The sequence below is a fragment of the Streptomyces sp. NPDC060035 genome (assembly GCF_042736635.1).
Taxonomy (GTDB): Bacteria; Actinomycetota; Actinomycetes; order Streptomycetales; family Streptomycetaceae; genus Streptomyces.
The window spans coordinates 150401-173953 of sequence record NZ_JBHWVO010000014.1 but is presented as its reverse complement, the minus strand read 5'-3'; the positions used below and the strand labels follow the sequence as shown (position 1 = coordinate 173953).

21 protein-coding genes are annotated in these 23553 nt (G+C 70.1%); 12 read left to right on the top strand and 9 right to left on the bottom strand.

Going from position 1 to position 23553, the window contains the following annotated elements:
* Window positions 1-64: 64 nt before the first annotated feature.
* On the top strand, window positions 65-1798 hold the full coding sequence (locus ACFWBQ_RS22855; RefSeq protein WP_385491993.1) for a YncE family protein: 1734 nt from the start codon (window positions 65-67) through the stop codon (window positions 1796-1798).
* Window positions 1799-2007: 209 nt separating this feature from the next.
* Here ACFWBQ_RS22855 and ACFWBQ_RS22850 read toward each other — a convergent pair whose 3' ends face one another.
* From ACFWBQ_RS22850 to ACFWBQ_RS22835, 4 genes are all read right to left on the bottom strand, one after another.
* Window positions 2008-2466: a hypothetical protein gene (locus ACFWBQ_RS22850; RefSeq protein ID WP_385491991.1), complete on the bottom strand. Its 459-nt coding sequence runs from the start codon at window positions 2464-2466 to the stop codon at window positions 2008-2010.
* 103 nt (window positions 2467-2569) lie between these two features.
* The gene (locus tag ACFWBQ_RS22845; protein ID WP_385491988.1) at window positions 2570-3781 is read right to left on the bottom strand and encodes a pyridoxal phosphate-dependent aminotransferase; all 1212 of its coding nucleotides are present in this window, start codon (window positions 3779-3781) and stop codon (window positions 2570-2572) included.
* Between the two features lie 206 nt (window positions 3782-3987).
* Window positions 3988-4818, bottom strand: coding sequence for an arylamine N-acetyltransferase (locus ACFWBQ_RS22840; protein WP_385491985.1), 831 nt, complete (start codon window positions 4816-4818; stop codon window positions 3988-3990).
* A 95-nt stretch (window positions 4819-4913) separates the two neighbouring features.
* Window positions 4914-5360, bottom strand: a complete 447-nt coding sequence (locus ACFWBQ_RS22835; protein WP_385491982.1) for an Lrp/AsnC family transcriptional regulator — start codon at window positions 5358-5360, stop codon at window positions 4914-4916.
* A 93-nt stretch (window positions 5361-5453) separates the two neighbouring features.
* On the opposite strand from ACFWBQ_RS22835, the gene ACFWBQ_RS22830 reads away from it, so the two are divergent.
* A complete protein-coding gene (locus ACFWBQ_RS22830; protein ID WP_385491979.1) occupies window positions 5454-6275 on the top strand; it encodes an LLM class flavin-dependent oxidoreductase in 822 nt (273 codons plus the stop codon).
* The gene (locus ACFWBQ_RS22825; protein ID WP_385491976.1) at window positions 6272-6706 is read left to right on the top strand and encodes a nucleoside deaminase; all 435 of its coding nucleotides are present in this window, start codon (window positions 6272-6274) and stop codon (window positions 6704-6706) included. Before ACFWBQ_RS22830 ends, ACFWBQ_RS22825 begins: the two co-directional genes overlap by 4 nt.
* Before the next feature lie 22 nt (window positions 6707-6728).
* Here the strand turns inward: ACFWBQ_RS22825 and ACFWBQ_RS22820 are convergent, their stop codons facing one another.
* Window positions 6729-7253 (bottom strand): MarR family winged helix-turn-helix transcriptional regulator, encoded by a 525-nt coding sequence (locus tag ACFWBQ_RS22820; RefSeq protein WP_385491974.1) that lies wholly within the window; start codon window positions 7251-7253, stop codon window positions 6729-6731.
* A gap of 39 nt (window positions 7254-7292) precedes the next feature.
* Here ACFWBQ_RS22820 and ACFWBQ_RS22815 point away from each other — a divergent pair, with 39 nt between their 5' ends.
* Both ACFWBQ_RS22815 and ACFWBQ_RS22810 read left to right on the top strand, forming a co-directional pair.
* Window positions 7293-8177, top strand: coding sequence for an EamA family transporter (locus tag ACFWBQ_RS22815; RefSeq protein WP_385491971.1), 885 nt, complete (start codon window positions 7293-7295; stop codon window positions 8175-8177).
* 113 nt (window positions 8178-8290) lie between these two features.
* The gene (locus ACFWBQ_RS22810; RefSeq protein ID WP_385491968.1) at window positions 8291-9130 is read left to right on the top strand and encodes a serine protease; all 840 of its coding nucleotides are present in this window, start codon (window positions 8291-8293) and stop codon (window positions 9128-9130) included.
* Window positions 9131-9177: 47 nt separating this feature from the next.
* Here ACFWBQ_RS22810 and ACFWBQ_RS22805 read toward each other — a convergent pair whose 3' ends face one another.
* Together ACFWBQ_RS22805 and ACFWBQ_RS22800 are read right to left on the bottom strand one after the other, a co-directional pair.
* The gene (locus ACFWBQ_RS22805) at window positions 9178-10800 is read right to left on the bottom strand and encodes an amidohydrolase family protein (protein ID WP_385491965.1); all 1623 of its coding nucleotides are present in this window, start codon (window positions 10798-10800) and stop codon (window positions 9178-9180) included.
* Between the two features lie 37 nt (window positions 10801-10837).
* A complete protein-coding gene (locus tag ACFWBQ_RS22800; RefSeq protein ID WP_385491962.1) occupies window positions 10838-12127 on the bottom strand; it encodes an alanine racemase in 1290 nt (429 codons plus the stop codon).
* Between the two features lie 136 nt (window positions 12128-12263).
* Between ACFWBQ_RS22800 and ACFWBQ_RS22795 the strand changes: the two genes are divergently transcribed.
* The 4 genes from ACFWBQ_RS22795 to ACFWBQ_RS22780 all read left to right on the top strand — a co-directional run bounded on the left by ACFWBQ_RS22795 (window position 12264) and on the right by ACFWBQ_RS22780 (window position 16115).
* Window positions 12264-13331 (top strand): sugar kinase, encoded by a 1068-nt coding sequence (locus ACFWBQ_RS22795; protein WP_385491959.1) that lies wholly within the window; start codon window positions 12264-12266, stop codon window positions 13329-13331.
* Window positions 13328-14086 (top strand): IclR family transcriptional regulator, encoded by a 759-nt coding sequence (locus tag ACFWBQ_RS22790; RefSeq protein ID WP_383180002.1) that lies wholly within the window; start codon window positions 13328-13330, stop codon window positions 14084-14086. The genes ACFWBQ_RS22795 and ACFWBQ_RS22790 overlap by 4 nt, the downstream gene beginning before the upstream one ends.
* 6 nt (window positions 14087-14092) lie before the next feature.
* Window positions 14093-14503: a RidA family protein gene (locus ACFWBQ_RS22785; RefSeq protein ID WP_384604106.1), complete on the top strand. Its 411-nt coding sequence runs from the start codon at window positions 14093-14095 to the stop codon at window positions 14501-14503.
* A gap of 133 nt (window positions 14504-14636) precedes the next feature.
* On the top strand, window positions 14637-16115 hold the full coding sequence (locus ACFWBQ_RS22780) for a GntP family permease (protein ID WP_385491954.1): 1479 nt from the start codon (window positions 14637-14639) through the stop codon (window positions 16113-16115).
* A 16-nt stretch (window positions 16116-16131) separates the two neighbouring features.
* On the opposite strand, the gene ACFWBQ_RS22775 is transcribed toward ACFWBQ_RS22780, so the two are convergent.
* Window positions 16132-18015 (bottom strand): serine/threonine-protein kinase, encoded by a 1884-nt coding sequence (locus tag ACFWBQ_RS22775; protein ID WP_385491950.1) that lies wholly within the window; start codon window positions 18013-18015, stop codon window positions 16132-16134.
* A gap of 172 nt (window positions 18016-18187) precedes the next feature.
* On the opposite strand from ACFWBQ_RS22775, the gene ACFWBQ_RS22770 reads away from it, so the two are divergent.
* Entirely contained in the window at window positions 18188-19543 is a 1356-nt protein-coding gene (locus tag ACFWBQ_RS22770; protein ID WP_385491946.1) for an Nramp family divalent metal transporter, read from the top strand.
* A 76-nt stretch (window positions 19544-19619) separates the two neighbouring features.
* Here ACFWBQ_RS22770 and ACFWBQ_RS22765 read toward each other — a convergent pair whose 3' ends face one another.
* Window positions 19620-21350 carry a chitinase gene (locus tag ACFWBQ_RS22765; RefSeq protein ID WP_385491943.1) on the bottom strand — a complete coding sequence of 577 codons (1731 nt, stop codon included), beginning with the start codon at window positions 21348-21350 and terminating at the stop codon, window positions 19620-19622.
* 547 nt (window positions 21351-21897) lie between these two features.
* On the opposite strand from ACFWBQ_RS22765, the gene ACFWBQ_RS22760 reads away from it, so the two are divergent.
* On the top strand, window positions 21898-22764 hold the full coding sequence (locus ACFWBQ_RS22760) for a hypothetical protein (protein ID WP_385491940.1): 867 nt from the start codon (window positions 21898-21900) through the stop codon (window positions 22762-22764).
* 84 nt (window positions 22765-22848) lie between these two features.
* Complete coding sequence (gene cpaB, locus ACFWBQ_RS22755; protein WP_385491937.1) at window positions 22849-23553, top strand: Flp pilus assembly protein CpaB; 705 nt, start codon at window positions 22849-22851, stop codon at window positions 23551-23553.

Genomic DNA, 23553 nt, shown 5'->3' with positions numbered 1-23553 from the left:
GCATGGCCCTCACGGGGCGCCCGCGGGGAGCTGCGGGCGCCGACAACCCTGTGGGGGGACGCAGTTGAACAGGTCAGGGCAGAAAAGACGCAGCATCGCGACACCGGTCGCGCTCGCACTCGCCGGTGCGGGTCTGACGGTGCTCGCGGCACCCGCCGCCCAGGCGGCCGACGACGATGTGGCCAAGCTGCCCATCTCGTCCTTCTCCTCGATGGTCGTCGACTCCGAGCACGAGCGCGTCTACGTGAGTGACGACACCCGCTCGCTGAACACGAAGTCGTCGGTGCTCGTCTACAACTTCCAGGGCCAGCAGGTCGCCACACTGACGAGTACGAGCGGCGCCGTCGGCGGCATGGCGCTCTCCGCGGACGGCGCCAAGCTCTTCGTGTCCGAGATGGGCCGGATCGCGGCGTACGACACCGAGACGTACGCGAAGACCACCCACACCTCCACCGTCTACTGGGGGGAGTGCGGACGTCAGGTCGCCTACTCGGGCGGCAAGGTGTGGCACACCGAGACGCCGACCGCCAGTGGGTGCGACCAGTACCGGAGCTACCTTTACGGCAGCACCCTCGGCTCACCCACCGCGACGGGCTGGGAGGGCACCGGGAAGCTGTACTTCGCCACGGCGCCCCAGGCGCCCGGCACTCTGGTCATGGGCCAGACGCGGAGCACGGCCGGACCCGACCCCTACCTGACCACCTTCGACAGCACCGGAGACACTCTCGTCCGCGGACCGCAGCGCCGCTTCGCGGACGCCGCCGGTGCGGGCGGACTCGACCTCAAGGACCTCGCGCTCTCGCCGGACGGCAACCGGGTCGCGGTCGCCGACGCGGCGTACGGCACCCGGCTGCTCGACGCCGCCGACCTGTCCGACGCCCCCACGCCCTACCGGTCGCTGCCGGAGGGGGCGACAGCGGCCGCCGTGGCGTTCAGCGGCGACGGAGAGTACATCGCGCGGGGCGCCACCGCGTCCGGTTCCGTGCCCGACCTGCTGATCCAGAAGGCGGACCCGGAGGAGGGCACCACGGCGTCCGAGTTCGCCTTCGAGGGCGAACTCGACGGCGCCCGGATCGCCCCGCGCGGTCTCGGGTGGTCGAAGGACGGCTCCCGGCTCTTCGCCGTGACCACCGACACCTCGGGCACCTCCTACTGGCTGCACGTGATCCAGCCGCCCGCGGCCCAGTACGACTCCCGCTTCACGGGCGCCCTCTCCACCACACCGGGCCAGGCGGTCGTGGGTGAACCCCTGGGAATCCGGGGGCGGCTGGAGCTCGACGGGCCCGCCCCGGCCGAGCCGGTGAAGGTTGCGGCCGTGCGCCACGACGCGAACGGCGACCGCAAGCTGGCGGCCGTGGAGGTGGACGCCGACGGCTCGTTCACGGTCCTCGACGTCCCCTCGCTGGTCGGAGACGCCACGTACACGCTCTCGTTCCTGGGTGATGTGACCCACCGCCCGGCCGAGGACGTCACCCTCGCCGTCACTGTGGACAGGGCGCCGACGGCGATCACGCTCACCGCCCCGGCGGAGGGGAAGAAGAACCAGAGCCTGGAGATCACCGGCACCCTCACCGGCCAGGGCAGGGCGCTTCCCGCGGGCATCACCCTGTCCGTGCAGCGCACCGACAAGCGGGGCACCGGCACACTGACCTCGGCGGCGGTCGCGGCCGACGGCACCTTCCGGATCAACGACCTGCCCTCCGCGCGGGGCGAGGTCGTCTACACCGTCGCCTACGCGGGCGACGACCTGCACAGCGCCTCGACAGCCTCTGTGACGGTACGCATCCGCGCCGCCTAGCCCTCCCGGCCGCCGGCCCCGTACGCGTGAGGCCCCGGAACCCAGTGGTTCCGGGGCCTCACGCCGCCCGTGCGTCGGACTGCGCGGTGGCCGGCCATCCCGGGGAGATCAGCCGTCGCCCGGCGAAGAACTCCTTACGCAAGGTCAGGCGCAGGTTCACGGAAGTGGCACCCGGTCCACGCGTCTTCGCGACCCGTGGACCGGGGCCGTCAGAGGGCGCCGACCAGCTCGGGCGGCGCGGTGGAGTCCGACGCGGTGGTGGTGGTGGAGTCCGTCGCCGTGGCCGACTGCTTCGCCGTGGCGGAGTGCGGCATCGCGGCGGTGTGCGCGTCCATCCGCTCGGCCGAGAGGATCGCCACGGCCGTGTCGGCGCGGGACGCGGCAACCACCAGGGCGCGGCCCGCGAGGGCGTGGGCGCGGCGGTGGAGAGCGGCCGCGGGCGCGTCGCTCAGGCCGGCGTATCGGGTGGGCGGTGTCCCGCGGAGCCGGGCCACCTGCTCGGCGATGCGGTCGCCCGCGGTGCCCAGCCCCAGCTCGTCGGTGACGGCGAGGAGTGCGGCCAGATGGCCTGCGAGCTGGATGTCCAGCTCTTCCTCACGGGTGCGGTGCGGAAAATCGGCGTCGTCGGCCGGTGTGTGGACCGATTTGGTGCGGATCGGCTCGTACATGGATGGCCTCCTGGTGTTGCTGTAAGGCCATCCTAGCTTGGATTCAGTCTAAAGTTGTGGGCAATCCGGAGAGTGGGCCGGCCGCAAGGTCCCGTACCCGGTCTCAGGGCTGGCTGTAGCCGTCCAGGAAGTTCCCGATCCGGGTCATGGCGTCGGTCAGGTCCTTGGTCGACGGCAGGGTGACGACCCGGAAGTGATCGGGTTCCGGCCAGTTGAACCCCGTGCCCTGCACCACCATGATCTTCTCGGCCCGCAGCAGGTCGAGCACCATCTGCCGGTCGTCCTTGATCTTGAAGACCTTGGGGTCGAGCTTCGGGAAGAGGTACAGGGCCCCCTTCGGCTTCACGCAGGTCACGCCGGGAATCTGCGTCAGCAGGTCGTACGCGGTGTCCCGCTGCTCCAGGATCCGTCCGCCCGGCAGCACCAGTTCGTTGATCGACTGCCGTCCGCCGAGCGCGGTGGCCACCGCGTGCTGGGCCGGCATATTGGCGCAGAGCCGCATATTGGCCAGGATCGTGAGCCCCTCGATGTACGAGGTGGCGTGCGCCTTCGGGCCGCAGACCGCCATCCAGCCGGAGCGGTAGCCGGCGATCCGGTAGTTCTTGGAGAGCCCGTTGAAGGTGAGCACCATCAGATCGGGGGCGATGGCGGCGGTCGGGGTGTGGGTCGCGCCGTCGTACAGGATCCGGTCGTAGATCTCGTCGGAGCAGACGACGAGGTTGTGGCGGCGGGCGATCTCGGTCAGCCCGCGCAGCATCTCGTCGTCGTAGACCGCACCCGTCGGATTGTTCGGGTTGATGATCACCATGGCCTTGGTGCGGTCGGTGATCTTCCGCTCGATGTCGGCGAGGTCGGGCATCCAGTCGGCCTGCTCGTCGCACCGGTAGTGCACGGCCGTGCCGCCGGCCAGCGAGACCGAGGCCGTCCACAGCGGGTAGTCGGGAGCGGGTACGAGCACCTCGTCGCCGTCGTCGAGCAGTGCCTGCATCGACATCTGGATCAGCTCGGACACGCCGTTGCCCAGGTAGACGTCCTCGACGTCGAGGTCGATCCCCTTGGTCTGGTAATGCTGCATCACCGCGCGGCGCGCGGACAGCAGGCCCTTCGCGTCGCCGTAACCGTGCGCCCCCGCGAGGTTGCGCAGTATGTCCTCGAGGATCTCGGGCGGGCACTCGAAGCCGAACGCGGCGGGGTTGCCGGTGTTGAGCTTGAGGATGCGATGACCTGCTGCTTCGAGCCGCATGGCCTCCTCGAGCACGGGGCCGCGGATTTCGTAACAGACGCCTGAGAGCTTCGTGGACTGGATGACCTGCATGTCTGCGAGCTTACGGCCGTGTTTCGCGCGGTGCGCGGAGTTCGGTGGCGGGTTGCTCCCTCCGGGGCGGTACGCCGGTCCGTCCCGTCTTCCATCGGCATGCCGCCCACGGCCGGCCACCGTGGGATGGGCCGGTCGGGGCGGCGGTGGGGCTTGGAATGCGGGCGTGACGGACGGGGCCGGGTGAGATGCGCCACCCGTCGGGCTCACCCGGGCAGGACGGTCCCCTCGGGGAGCCGTACACCGAAGTCGTCGGCCAGGACGCGCAGGACCTCGGCCGCGTCGCTCAGCTCCCGTTCCACGACCGTGCCGTCGTCGGCGGTCTCGACGAGGGTGCGGCCGGACAGGGCCAGGTGGAAGCCGGGCAGGGTGCGCTGGGCGTACACCGCCTGCCGGAACGGCGAGCGCGGATTGGTCGCGATGTGCCAGTTGATGACTTCGAAGTCCGGAGCCTCGAACGGCTCCAGAGTGAACTCGTACTGCGGTTCCCAGACCCCGCCCTTGTCCGTCTGCAGCTCCCACAGCTCCAGGGGTCCGTCGTGGGGGGCGTGCACGAGCCGGTGGCGGCGGGGGGTGTCGTGCAGTTCGGCGTCCACGATCAGCGGGATGGGCTCCAGCAGGGCCCCGTTCGAGCCGAAGCCGACATCGGCCAGGAAGACGGTGGGAGCGGTGGGATCGGTGGGGTCGTTCTCCGCTTCCACCTTCATCAGCATGTGCGTACGGGGCCTGATGTCGCCGGGTGCGGCGCCCAGCACCACCCGTGCGGTCAGCAGCGTCACCCGGAAGCCGAGCTGGGTCAGGGCGGCCGTGAGGAGGGTGTTGTGCTCGTAGCAGTACCCGCCGCGTTCGCTGCGGACGAGCTTCGCCTCCACGTCGGGGATCGCCAGGGAGGGCGCACTGCCGAGGACGGGTTCCAGATTCTCGAACGGGATGCCCAGCGTGTGGGCGCGGTGCACGGACCGCAGCACCTCCGGTGTGGGGCGGCGCTCCCCGGACCAGCCGATGCGGGCGAAGTAGGCGTCGAGGTCGAGTGTCATGCATCGACACTACGCAGACACCTCAGAGGTTTCTCCAATGCCATGACGGCACAGGAGATACGGGGAACGCGGCCCGCGTGTCGGCCGGCTGCCGGTCAGGGCCTGACGGGTCCGCGGGTCGGCAGTGTCTGGCTGTAGACGACACTGGTGCTCGTGCTGCCGAAGCCGGCCAGCTCGTCCATGAGCGTCTCCAGATGCGCCATGGAGGTCGCGGCCACCTTCAGGGTGTAGCAGTCGTCCCCTGTCGTGCGCAGGCACTCGAGGATCTCCCGGCGCTCCGCGAGCAGCTTGTGCAGCGGTTGGTGGTGGTTGCCCGGATACTTCAGGCGGACGACGGCGAGCACGGGGTAGCCGACCTTGGTGAGGTCGATCATGGCGTGGTAGCCGGTGATGACCCCCAGTGTCTCCAGGTTCCGTACCCGCTCGGTCGTGGCGGACGGACTGAGGTTCACCCGCCGCCCCAGCTCACTGAGCGTGATGCGTGCCTCCCGCTGTACATGGTCGATGATCGCCCAGTCGACATCGTCGAGATTTACGGTCATGTGGCGAATCTACCGGCAGAACCACGGGAGAAGGGCGGTACAACAGGGAAGAACATATTCCTCGCTCGATGATCCCCGGGATAGCTTCGCAGCATGCATATAGGCGTCAACGTACCGAACTTCGGTCCCGGCACCGATCCTGGTGTGCTGCGCGAGTGGGCGCGGACGGTGGAGGGACTCGGCCTCGACCTCCTCATGGTGTCGGATCACGTGGCCGTCACCCCGGATGTGGCCGAGCGCTACCCGGAGCCGTTCTACGAACCGTTCACCACGCTGTCCTGGCTGGCAGGCCTCACCACCAGGGTGCGGCTGGGAACGACCGTGCTCGTGCTGCCCTATCGGCATCCCCTGCTGGTGGCGCGCATGGCCGCCAACCTCGACGAGCTCAGCGGCGGCCGGCTCGTGCTCGGAGTGGGCATCGGATGGGCGCGTCAGGAATACGAAGCGCTCGGTGTGCAGTTCACCGCGCGCGGCAGACTGGCCGACGAGTACCTGGAGGCCCTGCGGACCGCTTGGGGCTCGACGCCCGAGGGCGACGCGGCACGCCGTGTCCCCATCTGGGTGGGCGGCAACAGCGAGGCCGCGATCCGGCGCGCCGTCAGGTACGGCGACGCCTGGCACCCGCTGCGGGGCACCCTTGCCTGGATGCGGGACGCCGTGGCCGGCCACTCGCTGCCGGCATTCGCGCCACGCATCGCCCTGCGGGTGACCACCGAACCGGTCGAGGGCCCCGAACGGCTCGCAGGGGTCGGCACCCTCGAGCAGATCCTCGACGATCTCGACCAGCTCGACCGGCTCGGCGCCGACACCGTCGTGCTCGACCCCTATCACGGCGACCCGGAAGAGACCCGCCGGCCCGACGCGGCCTGGCAGGCGCTTGCCGCCGTGGCAACCCACCGGAGGACACCATCGTGATCACCCCTGACGACGTGAAGCTCCTGCGGCGCGCGATCGGCATCGCGGCCCAGGCCGTCACCCTGGGCGACGCACCGTACGGCTCCCTGCTGGCCGGCCCGGACGGCACGGTCCTCATCGAAGCTCACAACACCGTGCGGCGCGACAACGACATCGCCGCCCATCCGGAACTGAAGCTCGCCCGCTGGGCCGCCCGTGAACTCGACCCCGGCACGGCCGCACGCACCACCCTGTACACCAGCTGCCGGCCGTGCGGCATGTGTGCCGGCGGCCTCGTACGCTCCGGACTCGGCCGGGTCGTCTACGCGCTCTCCACCGAGCAACTCGTCGAGCTCAACCCGGAGTCGGGGGCCTGGCCGACGGTGACGCACGAGGGCCCCGCACTGTTCGACGAGGCACGCGTTCCCATCGAGGCCTACTACCGGTCATAGCCCCGTCGCACCGTCGGGCGGGTCAGGCGCCGGACCCCGGGGGCTCGACGCGGGACAGCCAGGCGGTCAGCAGGGTCTCCAGCTGCGCGGCCTCCTCGGGGGACAGGGCGTCCAGAAGGCCGCGTTCGTTGCGCATGTGCGCGCTGAACGCCTGGTCGATGACGTTCCGTCCCGCCGGGGTGAGTGCGACGACGCGCCCCCGGCCGTCGGCCGCCGAGCGGCGGCGGGTGACGAGGCCGTCGCGCTCCAGGCGGTCGATCCGCTTCGTCATGGCGCCGGTCGTGACCATGGTGTGTGCCGCCAGCTCCCCCGGGGCCCGCTCGTAGGGCTCACCGGCGCGCCGGAGAGCGGCCAGCACATCGAACTCGCCCTCGCTCAGGCCGTGGCGCCGGTAGACGGCGCAGAGCTGCTCGGTGAGCAGCGCGCCCAGCCGGTGCAGCCGCCCGATCACGGCCTGCGGCCGCACGTCGAGGTCGGGGCGTTCGCGGGCCCACTCGGCCTGGATGCGGGCTACGTGGTCGAGCGGTGCTTCGGAGTGCTCCTGCATGACATCACTATAGCTTCCTTGGAAGCTATAGTAGCTTCCATGGAAGCCGGTGTGCGCTGGACGTTGATCACGGCGATCGCCCCCGTGGCCTGGGGCACGACCTACTTCGTCACCCATGAGTACCTGCCTGCCGGGGACCCGCTGTACGGCGCCGCGATCAGGGCGCTGCCCGCGGGGCTGCTCCTCCTCGCCGTACGCAGGGAGCTGCCGCACGGGTCGTGGTGGTGGCGCAGTGCCGTTCTCGGACTTCTCAACACGGGCGTCTTCTTCGCCCTGGTGTACGTCGCCGCCCAGGTGCTTCCCACCGGCCTGGCCTCGACGATCATGGCGACCTCGCCGATGGTCATGATGATGATCGCCTGGGGGCTGGTCGCGGAGCGTCCGCACGTGCGGCATCTGGCCGGTGCGGGTATCGGTGCCGGGGGAGTGGCGCTCATGCTCCTCACGGGTGCGGCCTCGGTCGCGCCGCTGGGCGTGATCGCTTCCGTCGCTGCCATGCTCCTGTCCTCCCTGGGTTACATCCTCGCCAAACGGTGGGGCGGCGAGGTGGACGTCCTTGCCTCCACGTCCTGGCAGCTGATCGCCGGAGGGCTTCTGCTGCTGCCGTTCGCGGTCGTCGTCGAGGGGGCGCCGCCGCACCTGGACGGACCTGCCCTGCTCGGTTTCGGCTACGTCTCCGTGGTGGCGACGGCGCTGGCCTTCGCCGCCTGGTTCGCCGGTCTGCGGCATCTGCCCGCTGCGACGGTGGGCCTGGTCGGCCTGCTCAATCCCGTGACCGGCGTCCTGCTGGGCACGGTGATCGCCGGCGAGGTGCTCACGGTGCGCCAGCTCTGCGGGCTGGTCCTGGTGCTGGCGGGGGTCCTCCTGGGCAGGCCTGTCGCCAGGAAGGCCCGCGCGGTGCAGGCGGTGGGCTCGGTGCGCTGATCCGTCCGGCGGCTTGATTTCGCCCCTTGTCGGAATTCCCTCCGTGCGCAAACATGCGCATGTCAAAAACCGGAAGAACTCCGGTTACTGGCACATCTGGAGGGGACCCCCACATGAACAAGCCTCTCGTCGGCGCGCTTTTTGCTGTCCTGTTCCTCGGTGCGGGCATCGCACCCGCAACCGCGGCCGCCGGTCCGGACGCCGCCGCAGTCCGAGTGAAGGCGGTCGGCTTCGCCGGGACGGTCGCGCTCAGCAACTGTTCCGGCTCGGTCGTCCGTGCGCCGTCCTCACTGCCCGGCGACCCGGCCCTCGTGCTGTCCAACGGGCACTGCCTGGAGACCGGCTTCCCCGATCCCGGCGAGGTCGTGCTCAACCGGGCCTCGACCCGCAGCTTCACGCTGCTGAACGCGGCGGGCAGCGGTGTCGGCACCCTGCGGGCCAGCAAGATCGCGTACGGGACGATGACGGACACCGACGTCTCGCTGTACCAGCTCACCCGTACCTACGCCCAGATCGAGAGCTCCTACGGCATCAAGGCCCTGGAACTCGATGCCGCGCGCCCGGCGCAGGGCACTGCCGTCACGGTCGCGTCCGGCTACTGGAAGCGCACCTACCGCTGCGCCGTCGACGGGTTCGCGTACCGCCTCAAGGAGGGCGTCTGGACCTGGAAGGACTCGGTCCGCTACACCTCCGCCTGCCAGACCATCGGCGGCACGTCCGGGTCCCCGGTGATCAACGACGCGACCGGCAAGGTCGTCGCCGTCAACAACACCGGGAACGAGGACGGGCAGCAGTGCACGGACAACAACCCGTGCGAGGTCGACGAGAACGGCACCGTCACCGTCCGCGAGGGCATCAACTACGCCCAGCAGACCTACGGCATCGTGCCGTGCATCGGCAGCGGCAACCGGATCGACCTGAACCGGGCCGGCTGCGCGCTGCCCAAGCCGTAAGGAAGGCGGCACTGTGGGCTGTTCCGCCCAGGAGTACGGGACAGCCCTCAGGGCCGCGCACGCCCCGCGCCCCGTACCGCGCGGCCGGCCAGGGTGGCGGTCCGCCTGCCGTCCTCGATGACGAAGCGGCCGTCGATCAGGACGTGCGGGATGCCCACCGGCAGCGTGCGTGGCTCCTCGAAGGTCGAGCCCGCCGCCACCGTGGCCGGGTCGAAGAGGACCAGGTCGGCGCGGTAGCCCTCACGGACCAGGCCGCGGTCCGGCAGCCGCAGCCGGGCGGCCGGGCGGGAGGTGAGGTGGGCGACGCACTCCTCCAGTGTCAGGATGCCCAACTCCCTTACGTACCGGCCGAGGTACTGGGGGAAGGTGCCGTAGGCGCGCGGGTGGGGCTTGTCGCCCTGCAGGATGCCGTCGCTGCCTCCGGTGTGCACCCGGTGGCGCATGATCTGCTGGACGTTCTCCTCGTGGCCCACATGCTGGAGGATCGTCGTACCGAGCCGGTCCTCCACGAGCAGCCGGCGGGCGGTCACCCAGGGGGCCTCGCCGTGCAGCCGGGCGGACTCGGCCACCGTACGGCCGACGTATCCGGCCAGGTCCGGTGTGCCGACGCCCGAGATCTCGATCGTGTCCCACTCGATCGGGACCCCGTGGCAGCCGTCCGAGCCCACGACCTCCAGATGATGGCGGATCCGTTCCGCCGTCGCATCGTCCGCGAGCCGGGTCAGGACCGACTCCGGGCCGCCCTCGCCCGCCCAGCTCGGCAGCATCGCGACGAGCGTCGTGCAGCCCGGAGTGTACGGGTAGGTGTCGAGGGAGATGTCCGCGCCCGCCGCGAGGGCGTCGTCCAGGAGTGAGAGGAGGCCGGGGGCCTTGCCCTTGTTCACGCCGAAGTTCATGGTGGCGTGGGCGAGATGGAGGGCGCAGCCGGCGTTGCGGGTGAGCTGCACCATTTCCTCGTACGCGGCAAGCGCCCCTGCGCCGTACGAGCGGTGGTGCGGGCAGTAGTAGCCGCCGTGTTCGGCCACCACCCGGCACAGCTCGGTGAGTTCGGCGTCGTTCGCGTACATCCCCGGGGTGTACGTCAGGCCGGAGGACATGCCGACCGCGCCCTCGGTCATGCCCTGCGCGACGAGTTCCCTCATCCGGGTCAGCTCGGCGTCGGTGGCCGGCCGGTCCTCCCAGCCGACCGCGAGCATCCGGACCGTGCCCTGCGGGATCAGGTAGGCGGCGTTGACCGCGATGCCCCGGCCGCCGAAATTGCGGTCGAGGCGGTCCAGGTACTCGCCGACGGTGCGCCAGTCGAAGTCGATGTCCGAGCCGTCGCCGTTCCAGCCGGCGATGGAGCGGCGCACCTCGGCGAGCGTGCGGTCGTCGGCGGGGGCGTAGGACAGACCGTCCTGGCCGAGGACTTCGAGCGTCACGCCCTGCGCGGCCTTCGCACTGTGGTCGGGGTCGCGCAGCAGGGCCAGGTCGCTGTGGGCGTGCATGTCGACGAAGCCGGGGGAGAGCGCGAGGCCGTCGGCGTCCAGGGTGCGGGCGGCGGTGGGGCGCGGGCCGTCGCCCTCCCTGCGGATCTCGGCCATCCGTCCGTCCGTGATGCCCACGTCGGCGCGGTAGGAGGGGGCTCCGGTGCCGTCGACGACGCGGGCGTCGCGGATGACCAGGTCCATGAGATGTCGCCTTTCGGGGTGGGGGGCTGCGCCGGGATCAGAAGAAGGTGCGGATGTAGTCGGTGACCGTGCCGTCCGCCTCGGCCAGCGGGATCAGCTGCCACTTGTCGAACGACGTGCAGGGATGCGACAGGCCCATCCCGATCCAGTCGCCCACCTCCAGCTCGGCGCCCGCTTCCGTACGCACCCAGCCGTGCTGGTCGGACAGCCCGCTGACGGTGATGCCGGTGGCCGGCCGCACCGAGCCGTCGCGTGCGGAGCGGACGACCTGCGCCTCGGGGAGGTCCAGGTCGTACGCGGCGTCGCGCTTGCCCGCGTTGACGAAGGCCTGCTCGGGAGTGGGGCGCGAGACGACCTGGGCCCAGAGTCGGAAGGCGGGCTGCAGGGCTCCCTCCTCGGGGACCCGGTTGAAGGGGGTGAGGTGGCGGTAGTGGCCGTCGTCGTGACTGACGTACGCGCCCGAGCGCAGCAGCTTGCAGACGGGGCGGCTCAGCGCCGGGATCTCCGCGAAGACGGCGGCGACCGCGTCGAACCATGCGCTGCCGCCCGCACTGATCAGGATCTCGTCGGACGCCGGCAGTTCGGCGAAGCGGCCGGCCGCGTCGAAGTCCGCGGCCAGGGCGACGAGACGGCGCAGCCACTCCCGTACCCGCTCGGGGGAGGCGTCCGGCACCTCGCCCTCGTACCCGGCGACGCCCACCAGGCGCAGCGTGGGCGCGGCGGCCACCGCGTCGGCGACGGCCGCGCAGTCGGCCTCCGTGCGCGCGCCGGTGCGGGCGTTGCGGCCCGCGCCCAGTTCCACGACGACGTCGACGGGGCGGGAGGCGCCCGCGGCGCGCAGGGCCTCGTCCATCAGCTCGACGCCGCGCACGGAGTCGACGTAACAGGCGAACGTGAAGTCCGGGTCGGCGTCCAGCTCACCGGCCAGCCAGCGCAGCGCGACCGCGTCGACGACCTCGTTGGCCAGGAAGATCCGCTGGATGCCGTGCGCACGGTAGACCCGCGCCTGGTGGGGGACGGCGGCCGAGATGCCCCAGGCGCCGTGCTCCAGCTGGCGGGCGAAGAGCTGCGGGGACATCGAGGTCTTGCCGTGCGGGGCGAAGGCCAGACCGTGCCGCTGCGCATAGGTCTGCAGGAGGGTGAGATTGGCCTCGACGGATTCCGCGGACAGTGCCAGCACCGGGGTGGTGAACCCGCCGGTGAAGAGATTGCGGCGTTCGGCGGCCAGGGCGCCGACGGTCAGTCCCTCCGCGTCGGGCGGCAGCGCCTTGAAGCGGTGGTCGACCCGTTCGTCGATGAGAGCTCTGACGGACTGCTCGGCGGCCAAGGGAGCCTCCTCGAAATTGATCGTTGCATCATATGCAACACCCATTGCGCATATCGCTTAACGCTGTCTAACATCCGAGCCGATGCCGGGTCAATGATGAGCACCGGCGCCGACAGCCGACCACGAGGAGCCCAGAGTGTCCGGATCCGCAGCCGGGACAACCACCCCAGACGCGGACGTCGTCTGTCTCGGTGAGTCCATGGTGACGTTCCTGCCCTCGCAGCCCGGCCGCCTCGCCGACGTACCCACCTTCGGCCGCGGCATCGGTGGCGCCGAGTCCAACGTCGCCTGCGCGCTCGCCGCGGCCGGCCACCGGGTGAAGTGGGTCAGCCGGGTCGGTGCCGACGGCTTCGGCGACCACCTCGTCGCCGCCGTCGCCGGATACGGGGTCGACACCTCCGCCGTACGACGCGACCCGGACCGCCCCACCGGCATCTACTTCCGCACGGCGACGGACCGGGCCACCGACACCCACGAGGTGGCGTACTACCGGGCGGGATCGGCGGCCTCCGCCATGTCCCCGCACAACGTGCCCCACCAGGACCTCCTGGCCGGCCGCATCCTGCATCTGTCCGGCATCACCGCCGCACTCTCCGCGGACTGCCTGGCGCTGCTCCACGACCTGACCGCCCCACGGGACGGCCGCCCGCTGGTCTCCTTCGACGTCAACCACCGCCCCGGCCTGTGGCGGGGCGGCGACGCGGGTCCGGATGTGCTGCTCGACCTCGCCCGCCGCTGCGACCTCGTCTTCGTCGGCGAGGACGAGGCCGAGGAGGCGTGGGGAGTGCGCGGAACAGCCGAGGTCCGCACGGCGCTGCCGGAGCCGGCGGTGCTGGTCGTCAAGCGGGGGAGCGAGGGCGCGACGGTGTTCTCGCGCGGTGCCGCAAGCGGCGAAGGCGCCTTCGGCGCCGACACCGTCACCACCGTCCCCGCCCTCCACGTCGACGTCGTCGCCCCTGTCGGCGCCGGTGACGCCTTCGCTGCCGGATTCCTCTCCGCCACCCTGCGCGAGCTGCCCGTACGCGACCGGATCAGGCACGGCCACCTCATGGCCGCCGCCGTCCTCACCGTCCCCGGCGACCTCACCGACCCCCCGGCCCGCGCGTACGCGGACCACCTTGCGGGCCTCGACGACGACGCCTGGGGGAGACTTCGTCTCGGCCCCGGGTGGACGGGGGACGATCCGGAGGTACGTACGCCATGAGTCAGACCGTCGACCGCGCGCTGAGCATCCTGCCGCTGCTCGCCCAGGGACCCGCCGACCTCGGCCAGGTCGCCGAGCGGCTCGGCGTCCACAAGTCCACGGCGCTGCGCCTGCTGCGTACGCTCCACGAGCACGGACTCGTCTACCGCCAGCAGGACCAGCGCTACCGCCTCGGAGCCCGGCTCTTCGCCCTCGCGCAGGAAGCCGTCGAGAACCTCGACGTACGCGAGATCGCCCACACCCACCTCGTCGAGCTCAACGAACAGTGCGGGCACACCGTCCACCTCGCGGTGTACGAGGAGAACGAGGTCCTCTACATCGACAAGGTCGAGAGCCGCTACCCGGTGCGGATGTACTCGCGGATCGGCAAGCCCGTCGCGATCACCGTCGCCGCCGTCGCCAAGCTGCTCCTGGCCGACCTGACGGAGCCGGAGCGGCGGGCGATCGCCGAACGGCTCGACTACCCCATGTACACGTCCCGTTCGATCCCGAACGCCGGTGCGTTCCTGAAGGAACTCGCCGGCGTACGCGAACAGGGCTGGGCCACCGATCTCGGCGGCCACGAGGAGTCCATCAACTGCATCGGTGCCCCCATCCGGGGCGCGGACGGGCGGGTCGTCGCCGCCATGTCGGTGTCCGCACCGAACGTGGTCGTCACGGCCGAGGAACTCCTCACCCTTCTCCCCCTGGTGCGCCGCACCGCCGACACCATCAGCCGGGAGTACTCCGGCGCCACCCCCACGAAGAAAGCCTGAACCGTCATGACCGAGAAGACCGCCCTCACCCCCAGCACCCACACCACCCCGCCCGCGAAGTTCTCGCACGGCGTGAAGAAGGGGAACATCCTCCAGGTCGCCGGGCAGGTCGGCTTCCTGCCCGCCGTCGAGGGCCAGGCGCCCACCCCGGCCGGCCCCACGCTGCGCGAGCAGACCCTGCAGACCTTCGCCAACGTGAAGGCGATCCTTGAGGAGGGCGGCGCGAGCTGGGACGACGTGATGATGATGCGCGTCTACCTCACGGACGTCGACCACTTCGCCGAGATGAACGCGATCTACAACGCGTACTTCGAGGAGCAGGGACTCAAGGCCCCCGCCTCCGCCCGTACGACGGTCTACGTCGGCCTCCCCGCCGGACTGCTCATCGAGATCGACGCCCTCGCGGTCCTCGGCTGACCCACTTCCCCCACCGCACCGCACCGCACCGCCCCGCATCACGGCCCGGCGCCCCGTCCCTGTCACACGGGAGCGCCGTGCCGCGCTCCCCCCTGCCCCGAAGGACCCCGCCACACTCCGGAGTTGACCGAACATGCTGCTCGCTGCCCCACCGGCGCCGGCCGAGGCACCACCGCACACCGGTGGACTGCTCCTCCTGATCGACGGCACCGGCGGTCTCCTGACCGTCGCCGCCCTAGGAATCGCGCTCCTCCTCTTCCTGATCATCAAGGTCAGGCTGCAGCCGTTCGTCGCGCTGCTCGCCGTTTCCATAGCCGTCGGCCTGAGTGCCGGTCTCTCCGTCACCGAACTCTTCGGTACGGTCCAGAAGTCCGCAGCCGTCTCCGTCATCGAAGCCGGTATGGGCGGCATCCTCGGCCATGTCGCGATCATCATCGGCCTCGGCACGATGCTCGGCGCGATCCTCGAGGTCTCCGGCGGCGCCGAGGTGCTGAGCACCCGCCTGCTCAACCTCTTCGGCGAGAAGCGCGCCCCGCTCGCCATGGGTCTCACCGGACTGATCTTCGGTATTCCGGTCTTCTTCGACGTCGGCATCTTCGTCCTCGCCCCGATCGTGTACGCCGCCGCGAAACGCTCGGGGAAATCGATCCTGCTCTACGCGATGCCGCTGCTGGCCGGCCTCTCGATGACCCACGCGTTCCTGCCGCCGCACCCCGGCCCGGTCGCCGCAGCCGGACTCTTCAACGTCTCCCTCGGCTGGGTCATCCTGATGGGCGCCGTCGTCGGCATCCCGTCCGTCCTCGCCGCCTGGGTCTACGCCGCCTGGATCGGCAAGCGCATCTTCGTCGAAGTCCCGCAGGACATGGTCGAGGCAGCCGAGGAGGCCAAGGCCTCCGTCGCCGCCGAACAGCGCGCGAGCGGGGTCACCCCGCGCGAGAAGCCCGTGGCGCTCGGCACCGTACTCGCGATCATCGGTACCCCGCTGGCGCTGATCCTCGCCGCGACGTTCTCCTCCATCGCGCTGGACCCCTCCACCCCGCGTGCCGTCATCGAGTTCTTCGGCAGCCCGTTCGTCGCGCTGACCATCGCGCTGTTCCTCGCGTACTACCTGCTGGGCATCCGCCGCGGCTGGTCCCGCAAGTCCCTCGAATCGGTCTCCACGTCCTCACTCAAGCCGGTCGGCAACATCCTGCTGGTCGTCGGCGCGGGCGGGATCTTCGGCGCCGTGCTCAAGGGCAGCGGCATCGCGGACGCACTCGCCGACACCTTCAACGACGTCGGCCTGCCGGTCATCCTGCTCGCCTGGCTGGTCTCCGTGGTGCTGCGGGTCGCACAGGGCTCGGCCACGGTCGCGATCGTCACCACGGCGGGCATCGTCGTCCCGCTGGTCGAGGGCCAGGACATGTCGCAGGCACATCTCGCCCTGATCATCATGGCCATCTCCGCCGGCTCCATCTTCGCCTCGCACGTCAACGACGGCGGCTTCTGGATGGTCTCGAAGTACTTCGGCATCTCGGAACGCGACACCCTGAAGTCATGGACGGTCCTGGAGACGGTCCTGTCGGTCGCGGGCTTCGTGGTCGCCGCGGCACTGAGCCTCGTGATCCATTAGCCGTGGCACGGGGGCGTCAGACGATGCGGGCGCAGATGACGTTGTCACCGTCCACCTCCCAGGTCCAGGAACGGGTGCCGGGGTCGGGGCAGTTGATCTGTGACCTGTCGGCGGGCATGCGGTAGTAGCCGGTGATCTGCATGACGTGGGTGTCACCCCGCGGGACCTTGTCGGAACCGCAGCTCCACACCACCATCAGGTTCGCCAGTGCCTTCCCGCCGCCGAGGTCGGCGGTGAAGCACTGCCCGGTGGCGAACCGCCTGCTCAGACAGAGCGTGGTGTACGCGCCGTCCCCGCCGTAGTGGGCCCATCTGCCGGTCCCGTTGTCGTCGGGGCACGTCGCGGACGAGCGGGCGGTCCTGGTGACGCGTACGTAGGCGCGCGCCGATCCGCAGTCGACGGTGACCGGGACCCGGGCACTCCACTTCCCGTACCCGTCGTCGTACACGTCGAGGCAGGCGTTCACGCCGACGGAGCGGAAGGCCACGGTCACGGGGTCCGGGGCTGCCCGGGTGGCCGGCGGTGTGGTGCCGTACGTGCTGCTGCTGCCGGCGGACGCGCTCGAACCGGCGGAGGCGCTGCCGGAGTCGGCCATGGCGTGCTGCCACCAGAGGAAGAGCAGGAGGGCGGCCACCGGGAAGAACAGCCAGGAGCCGCCCCACGACTCCTGCTTCTTCGCGGGGGCGGGGGCGGGTGCCGGGGCCGGTGCAGGTGCCGGCCGCGGTGCGACCGGCGGGGTGTGCGACCGGGCGCGCTGCCGCTCCGCCCGTGCGGCCCGTTCCCGTGCGGCCCGCTTCTCGGCGCGCTCCCGCTCCGCCTGCTCGTGCTCGCGTGCGGCCCGTTCGCGCTCACGCAGGTCCCGTGCGAGCCGTTCCCGCTCCCGCCGCTGCCGCTCCTCGGCGAACACACGTGTCGGGCCCGGCGGCGGGACCACCCCGGTGCGCTGGTCGACCGTCACAGCCTCGGGAGCCGCCCCCAGCCCGCCGCTGCCGCCCGCCATCTCCCGCCCCTGCTGCTCGTACGCGGTGATCAGAGCCGTCCAGCGCTGCGGCAGCCAGCGGCGCCCGCCCTGCGAGACCGGCAGCCCGGCGAGCGATGCGCGGAACCGGGCGAGCATCTCGGCCGGCAGGGGCCGCCGCGCCGGATCGGCCGCGAGGCACGGACGGATCAACGGCGCCAGTTCCTTGGGCAGGCCGTCCAGATCCAGCTCGCTCCGCTGGACCCGGGCCAGCAGCGCGAGGGTGTCACTGCCGGCACGGTACGGCGGCCTGCCGGTCGCCAGGTGGAACAGGGTCGCCCCGAGCGAGTACACATCCGAAGCCGCTGTCGAGGGCTCGCCGCGCGCCTGCTCGGGCGAGGTGAAGGCGATCGTGCCCAGGGTGAGACTCGTGCGGGTGATGTCGTTCGCGTGCGATATACCGAAGTCGATCACCCGGGGACCGGCCATCGGCAGCAGGATGTTCTGCGGCTTCACATCCCGGTGGACGATGCCCTCACGGTGCAGCGTGACCAGCGCCTCGGCGGTGCCCGCCGCCAGCCACTGTACGGCCGACGCGGGTAACACCCCGGAGGTGCGCACCAGTTCGGACAGCGGCGGGGCGGCTATGTAGTCGATGGCCATCCACGGCCGGTCCGCCTGCGGGTCCGCTTCCCTTACCCGCGCGGTGAACGTGCTGTCGATCCGCTGCGCGAGCGCGACCTCGCGGGCGAACCGCCGCCGGTCGACATCGCTCACGACGCCCTCGGCCAGGAGCGTCTTGACGGCGACCAGCTGTCCGTCGGCGCTCCGTGCGAGATAGATCCGCCCCATGCCCCCGGAGGCCAGCCGCCCCAGCACCCGGTACGCGCCGAGCGCCGTCGGGTCTCCGCTGCCCAGCGGGTCCACCTGTGCCCCAGCCATGCCGCTCCCCCGCTCCCCCTGTCGCACCACCGAGCGTGACCATCGTCCCACCCTGAGTCGCGCAGGGCCAGGTACCGCCCCTGTCCCGGACCGTCCGGAATCGTCCGGGCCGGCGGAACGGGTGCGACGCGCCCCCTTGTGCGACGGGTGTCTTTGCGCTTCGTTGATCGACATGGAGACAAGCGGAACCACAGAGTCAGGATCGGGACCAGGGACGGATTCGAAGCAAGGGGCAGGACCTGGACCGGGCACCGGGGAGCTCGACGCCGGTCCCCGTAAGTCGAGTTGGAAGTACATCGGGCCCGGAATCGTCGTCGCGGCGACCGGCGTCGGCGCCGGGGACCTGGTCGCCACGCTCATCGCGGGGAGCAAGTTCGGCTACACCCTCATGTGGGCGGCCGTGATCGGCTGCCTCGTCAAGATCTCCCTGGCCGAGGCGGTGGGCCGGTGGCATCTCGCGACGGGCCGCACCCTCTTCGACGGCTGGCGCAGCATCGGCGGATGGACCACGGGCTACTTCGCGGTCTACGTCGTCATCTGGGGCTTCGTGTACGGCGCGACGGCCATGTCCTCCAGCGCCCTTCCCATCGTGGCGCTGTTCCCCGACGGGCCGGGGCTGAAGACCTGGGCGATCATCACCGGGCTGATCGGCCTGGTCTTCGTCTGGTTCAACCAGTACGCCGTCTTCGAGAAGGTCATGACGGTCCTGATCGGCGTGATGTTCGTCGTCGTGGTCTACGTCGCGATCCGGGTGGTGCCGGACGTGGGCGCCTCCTTCGCGGGACTCCTGCCCGTGCTCCCGGACGGCTCGCTGATCTATACGCTCGGACTGATCGGCGGGGTCGGCGGCACCATCACCATGGCGGCGTACGGGTACTGGGTGAATGCCAAGGGCTGGAGCAACTCCTCCTGGATGAAGGTGATGCGGCTCGACAACCGGGCCGCCTACATCACCACAGGCGTCTTCGTCGTCGCCATGCTCATCGTCGGCGCCGAACTGCTGCACTCCTCGCAGATCGCCCTGACGAAGGGCGACCGGGGGCTGATCGACCTGGGCCAGATCCTTGAGGACCGCTTCGGTCCGGCCACCGCGAAGCTGTTCCTCGTCGGCTTCTTCGCGACCTCGTTCTCGTCGCTCATCGGTGTCTGGCACGGCGTGAGCCTGATGTTCGCCGACTTCGTGGAGCGGATGCGGGCCGCCCGCCGCAGCGGGGACACCGCGAAGGCGGGCAGCGAGACGATCGGACGCCAGGAGCGGTCCGTGCCCTTCCGCGTGTACCTGCTCTGGCTGACCTTCCCGCCGATGACCCTGCTCTGGCTGGACGAGCCGTTCGGCCTGGTCATCGGGTACGGAGTGCTCGGCGCCTTCTTCATGCCGTTCCTGGCCCTGACCCTGCTGATGCTGCTCAACTCCTCCCGTACACCCAGGGAGTGGCGCAACGGCTGGCTCAGCAACGGGATGCTGGCCGCGGCAGGTCTGCTGTTCATCGTGCTGTGCGTCCAGCAGGTGCGCGACCTGCCCTGGTGACCCGTGTGCCCGTACAACACCGACAGCGCCGACGGGGGAGCGGCGGCGCTGTCGGGGTTGTCGGGCCGGGTACCCGTTACGGCAGGCCGTGGACGTGCGGGCCGACCGCGTTCGACCAGGCGTTGCCCGCCGTGGCGTCCCAGTTCGTGGACCAGGTCATCGCACCGCGCAGCTCCGGGTAGGTCCTGGACGGCTTGAACGAACCACAGCTCGTTCCCTTGGCGAGGCAGTCCAGGGCCGCGTTCACGATGGACGGGGCGACGTAGCCGCTGCCCGCACCGCGGGTGGAGGCCGGGACACCGAGGCCGACCTGGGACGGGGCGAGGCCGCCCTCCAGCTGGATGCAGGCGAGCGCGGTGAGGAAGTCCACCGAGCCCTGCGAGTAGACCTTGCCGTCGCAGCCCAGCATCGAACCGCTGTTGTAGTACTGCATGTTGACGACGGTCAGGATGTCCTTGACGCTGAGCGCCGTCTTGAAGTACTCACCGGACGTCGACTGCATGTCGATGGTCTGCGGTGCCATCGTGATGACGAGACCGGAGCCCACCTTCGACGACAGGGAACGCAGCGCCTTCGTCATGTAGGTGGCGTTGAGGCCGTTCTCGAGGTCGATGTCGACCCCGTTGAAGCCGTACTCCTGGATGAGTGCGTACACCGAGTCGGCGAACGCGGTGGCGGAGGAGTCGCTGTTGACCGCGACGGTCCCCTTCTCACCGCCGATGGAGATGATGACGTTCTTCCCCGCGGCCTGCTTGGCCTTGATGTCGGCCTTGAACTGGGCGACGGTGTAGCCGTTGAGGCCCGCCGAGTCCAGGTTGAAGGTGACGGCACCGGGCGTGGCCGTGGCGTCCGCGAAGGAGACGGCGATGATGTCGTAGTTCGTGGGCACGTCGCTGAGCTTCTGGACGGTTGCGCCGTTGTTGAAGTTCTGCCAGTAGCCGGTCACCGCGTGCTTGGGCACGGAGGTCCCGGGGCCGGGGCCGGGAACGTCGGCCTTGGCCGTACGGCCGCTGACCGTGGTGGACTTGACCGACTCACCGGCGGCGTTGGTGGCGCTCACGGAGAACTGGTACGCCGTGTCGGCGGCCAGCCCGGTCACCGTCGCCGAGGTGCCGGTGGAGGTGGTCGCCCTCGTGCCGCCCTGGTAGACGGTGTAGCCGGTGGCGCCGGAGACCGCGTTCCAGGACAGGGCCACGGAGGAGGACGTCGTGGCACCGACGGTCAGACCGGCGGGGGTGCCGGGGATCGCCGGTCCGGGGTCCGTACCGCCGCCGCCGTCGGGACCGGTCACCTCGACGTCGTCCGCGAAGTAGGCCGCCTGGCCGTACCAGCCGTGGGTGTAGAGGGTCACCGATGTGGTGGAGGCGCCGGTCTTGAAGCTGGTCCTGAGCTGGGTCCAGGCACTGGACCCGGGCGACCAGGTGGAGACGTCCGTCGTCCCGGTGCCGCTCACGCCGAGGTAGGCGTACCCGCCCTGAACCCAGGAGCTCAGCGAGTACGTGGAGTCGGGCTTCACGGCCACGGTCTGCGTGCACTTGGCGTTGTCCTGGCCGGCCGGGGTGCCCTTGAGTGCGGACGTACCGCCGTGGACGGGCGAGGAGACGGCGCTGCCGCTCCCGCCGGAACAGGTCCAGTTGGAGAGTCCGGACTCGAATCCGGCGTTCTTGGCGACGTTGACGTCGGCCGCCTCGGCGCTGCTGACGAGCCCGGTGACGGTGAGGGCGCCGGCCGCTACGGCGGCTACGGCCCCGCCGAGGAGGGCCCGGGTACGGCCTCTTCTGTGTCTGCTGCCTGCGGAGCGTTCCACTTGCTGCCTCCGGTGGGGGAGTTGGGGGTGCTGGCGGGATCAGGTGGCCACCGCTGGCCGATAAACTGGTCCAGACCAATCAAGTTGTCAAGACCTCTGGCGGCACGGATGACCTGCGGGCGGTCCGTCGGCGTCGCCGGCTCACGGTCGGGTGACCTGCGCGGCGCCCGTGATCCACTCTCTCGGGTGATCCGTCAGGGGATTGCCGGTCCGTGACGGAGCGGATATCCGGAATGGGGACGGAGGGCGGCAGGGAGGCCTTCTGACGTGGGTGTATGAATTCAGCGCGCCGTCGAACCCGGGCGCCCGCGGTAACCCTCCGCAGTGGTACAGAAGTTAACCAGTTTTGCTTTCGCCCCATTTCGGACGGAGGCGTTGCGAACGCGTATCCCGGACGTTGTCGTACTGGGCGCCGATACCTGTTCTCTGCCTGGTGGGACGTGGCTAAAGTGCTGAGGAAGAAGCACGGAGCAGGAGCGATTGCGGCCGGAGTCACCACGACAACGGCCGGAGCCGAACGGGGAAGAGCGTGCCGACCGCAATAGCAGTGACCAGTGCTGACCTGGTGCTACCACCCACCGATCAGCAGACTCCGACGGCGGCCCTGATCCAGGCTCCCGACGCCCAGGCGCTCGAGCTCGCGATCGGTGACATGCACCTGCTCCTGGAACAGCACGGCTATGTCGTCGCGGTCTACCCGACCGGCATCAGCCCCGCTCATGAGCGCAGGCTGCACGCGATCCGCTCGGTCCTGGAGAGCGACCGCATCGCCCTGCTCAAGGTCGATCTGCCGCCGCTGGGCGTCGCCGTCCTCGTGCGGCAGTTGCGTCAGTTGTCCATCTGCGACTTCAGCCCCGGAGTCGTCGCATCGGCCGCCCGGCTGCTGACGCACTACATCCACGCGGGGGCACTGCTGAACTCGGTCGCCAGACTCGACCGTGTGCCGGTCAGCCTCAAGACGCACGCGAAGTCCTGGGTGCCCGGGTCGCAGTTCGCCGTACTCGCGGGCCCTCATCCGCAGCTCATCAAGGTAGGGCCGGCCGCCGAACCTCTGGCGGGACCGGAGTTCGGCACCCATCTGCTGTTCGCCAAAGGGCAGTTGACGTCCGAATGGGTGCAACAGACTTTGGCCCCGGCCTGGAAGGTGCAGGCCATTCAGGAGTGTGCTCTGCCTTCCGGTTCCCCGCGCTGGTGGGGGACCGGGAAGTTGGTCGAATTCGCCTCCTATCTGCCGGACATCTCAGTGATCTACCAACTCGTTTCCTCTGTGCGGAGGGAGAGCTGCCACTGGTGCGGAATGGAGCTCATCGGGGACCGCTGCGGGTTCTGTTCATCGCCGCTCGCCTCGTCCGAGAACCGAATGCCCTCCACCGGTGTCCTGAACCATGGAGCGCCCGCGCCACCGGGTTCCTAGCCACCCCACGACTGCTCCGCGACACCGCACCTCTCTCTCTGTCCGCTGCCCCATGCATCCGATTCGAACGAGGTTGTCCGGCCCATGAACTCCCGCCAGCGCCGCGGCGTGATACTCCTGCTCCTGTCGGTCCTGTGTGCCTTCGGCGCCTTCGCCGGTGTGCTCTCGGTGATCAGCGACGTCAACTCGAAGGTCGGACCGGAAGTCTCGGCATACCAGCTGAAATCCGACGTGGCGCCCTACACCCCGCTGTCCGCGGGGCAGTTCGAGAAAGTCTCGATGCCCAAGCGCTGGCTGTCGGACAATGCCGTGACGGACATCGACGAGATCAACGGCAAGATCGCTGTCACTCAGCTGCAGAAGGGCTCCCTGATGCAGGCCGACATGATGGTGAAGAGCCCGGAGCTGAGGCCGGGTGAGCAGGAGATCGCCATCATGATCGACGCGGCCACGGGCGTCGCGGGAAAGATCCACCCGGACGACAAGGTGAACATCTATGCCACCTTCGCGGGCGAGCGCGACGGCGAGGTGTCCCAGTCCAAGGTCATCGTCTCCAACGCCAAGGTGCTGGACGTCGGCAAGCTGACGGCCCTGGAGCCGACCGGTGATGACAAGAACCAGGCCTCCGAGGTTGTTCCGATCACCTTCGCGCTCAACACCCTCGATACCCAGCGCGTTGCGTACGCGGAGTCCTTCGCGCAGCACGTACGTCTCGCGCTGATCGCTCCCGGCAGTGACGGCACCATTCGCCCGGGCGACCGGACCTACACGCTCGACAAGGACAAGTGA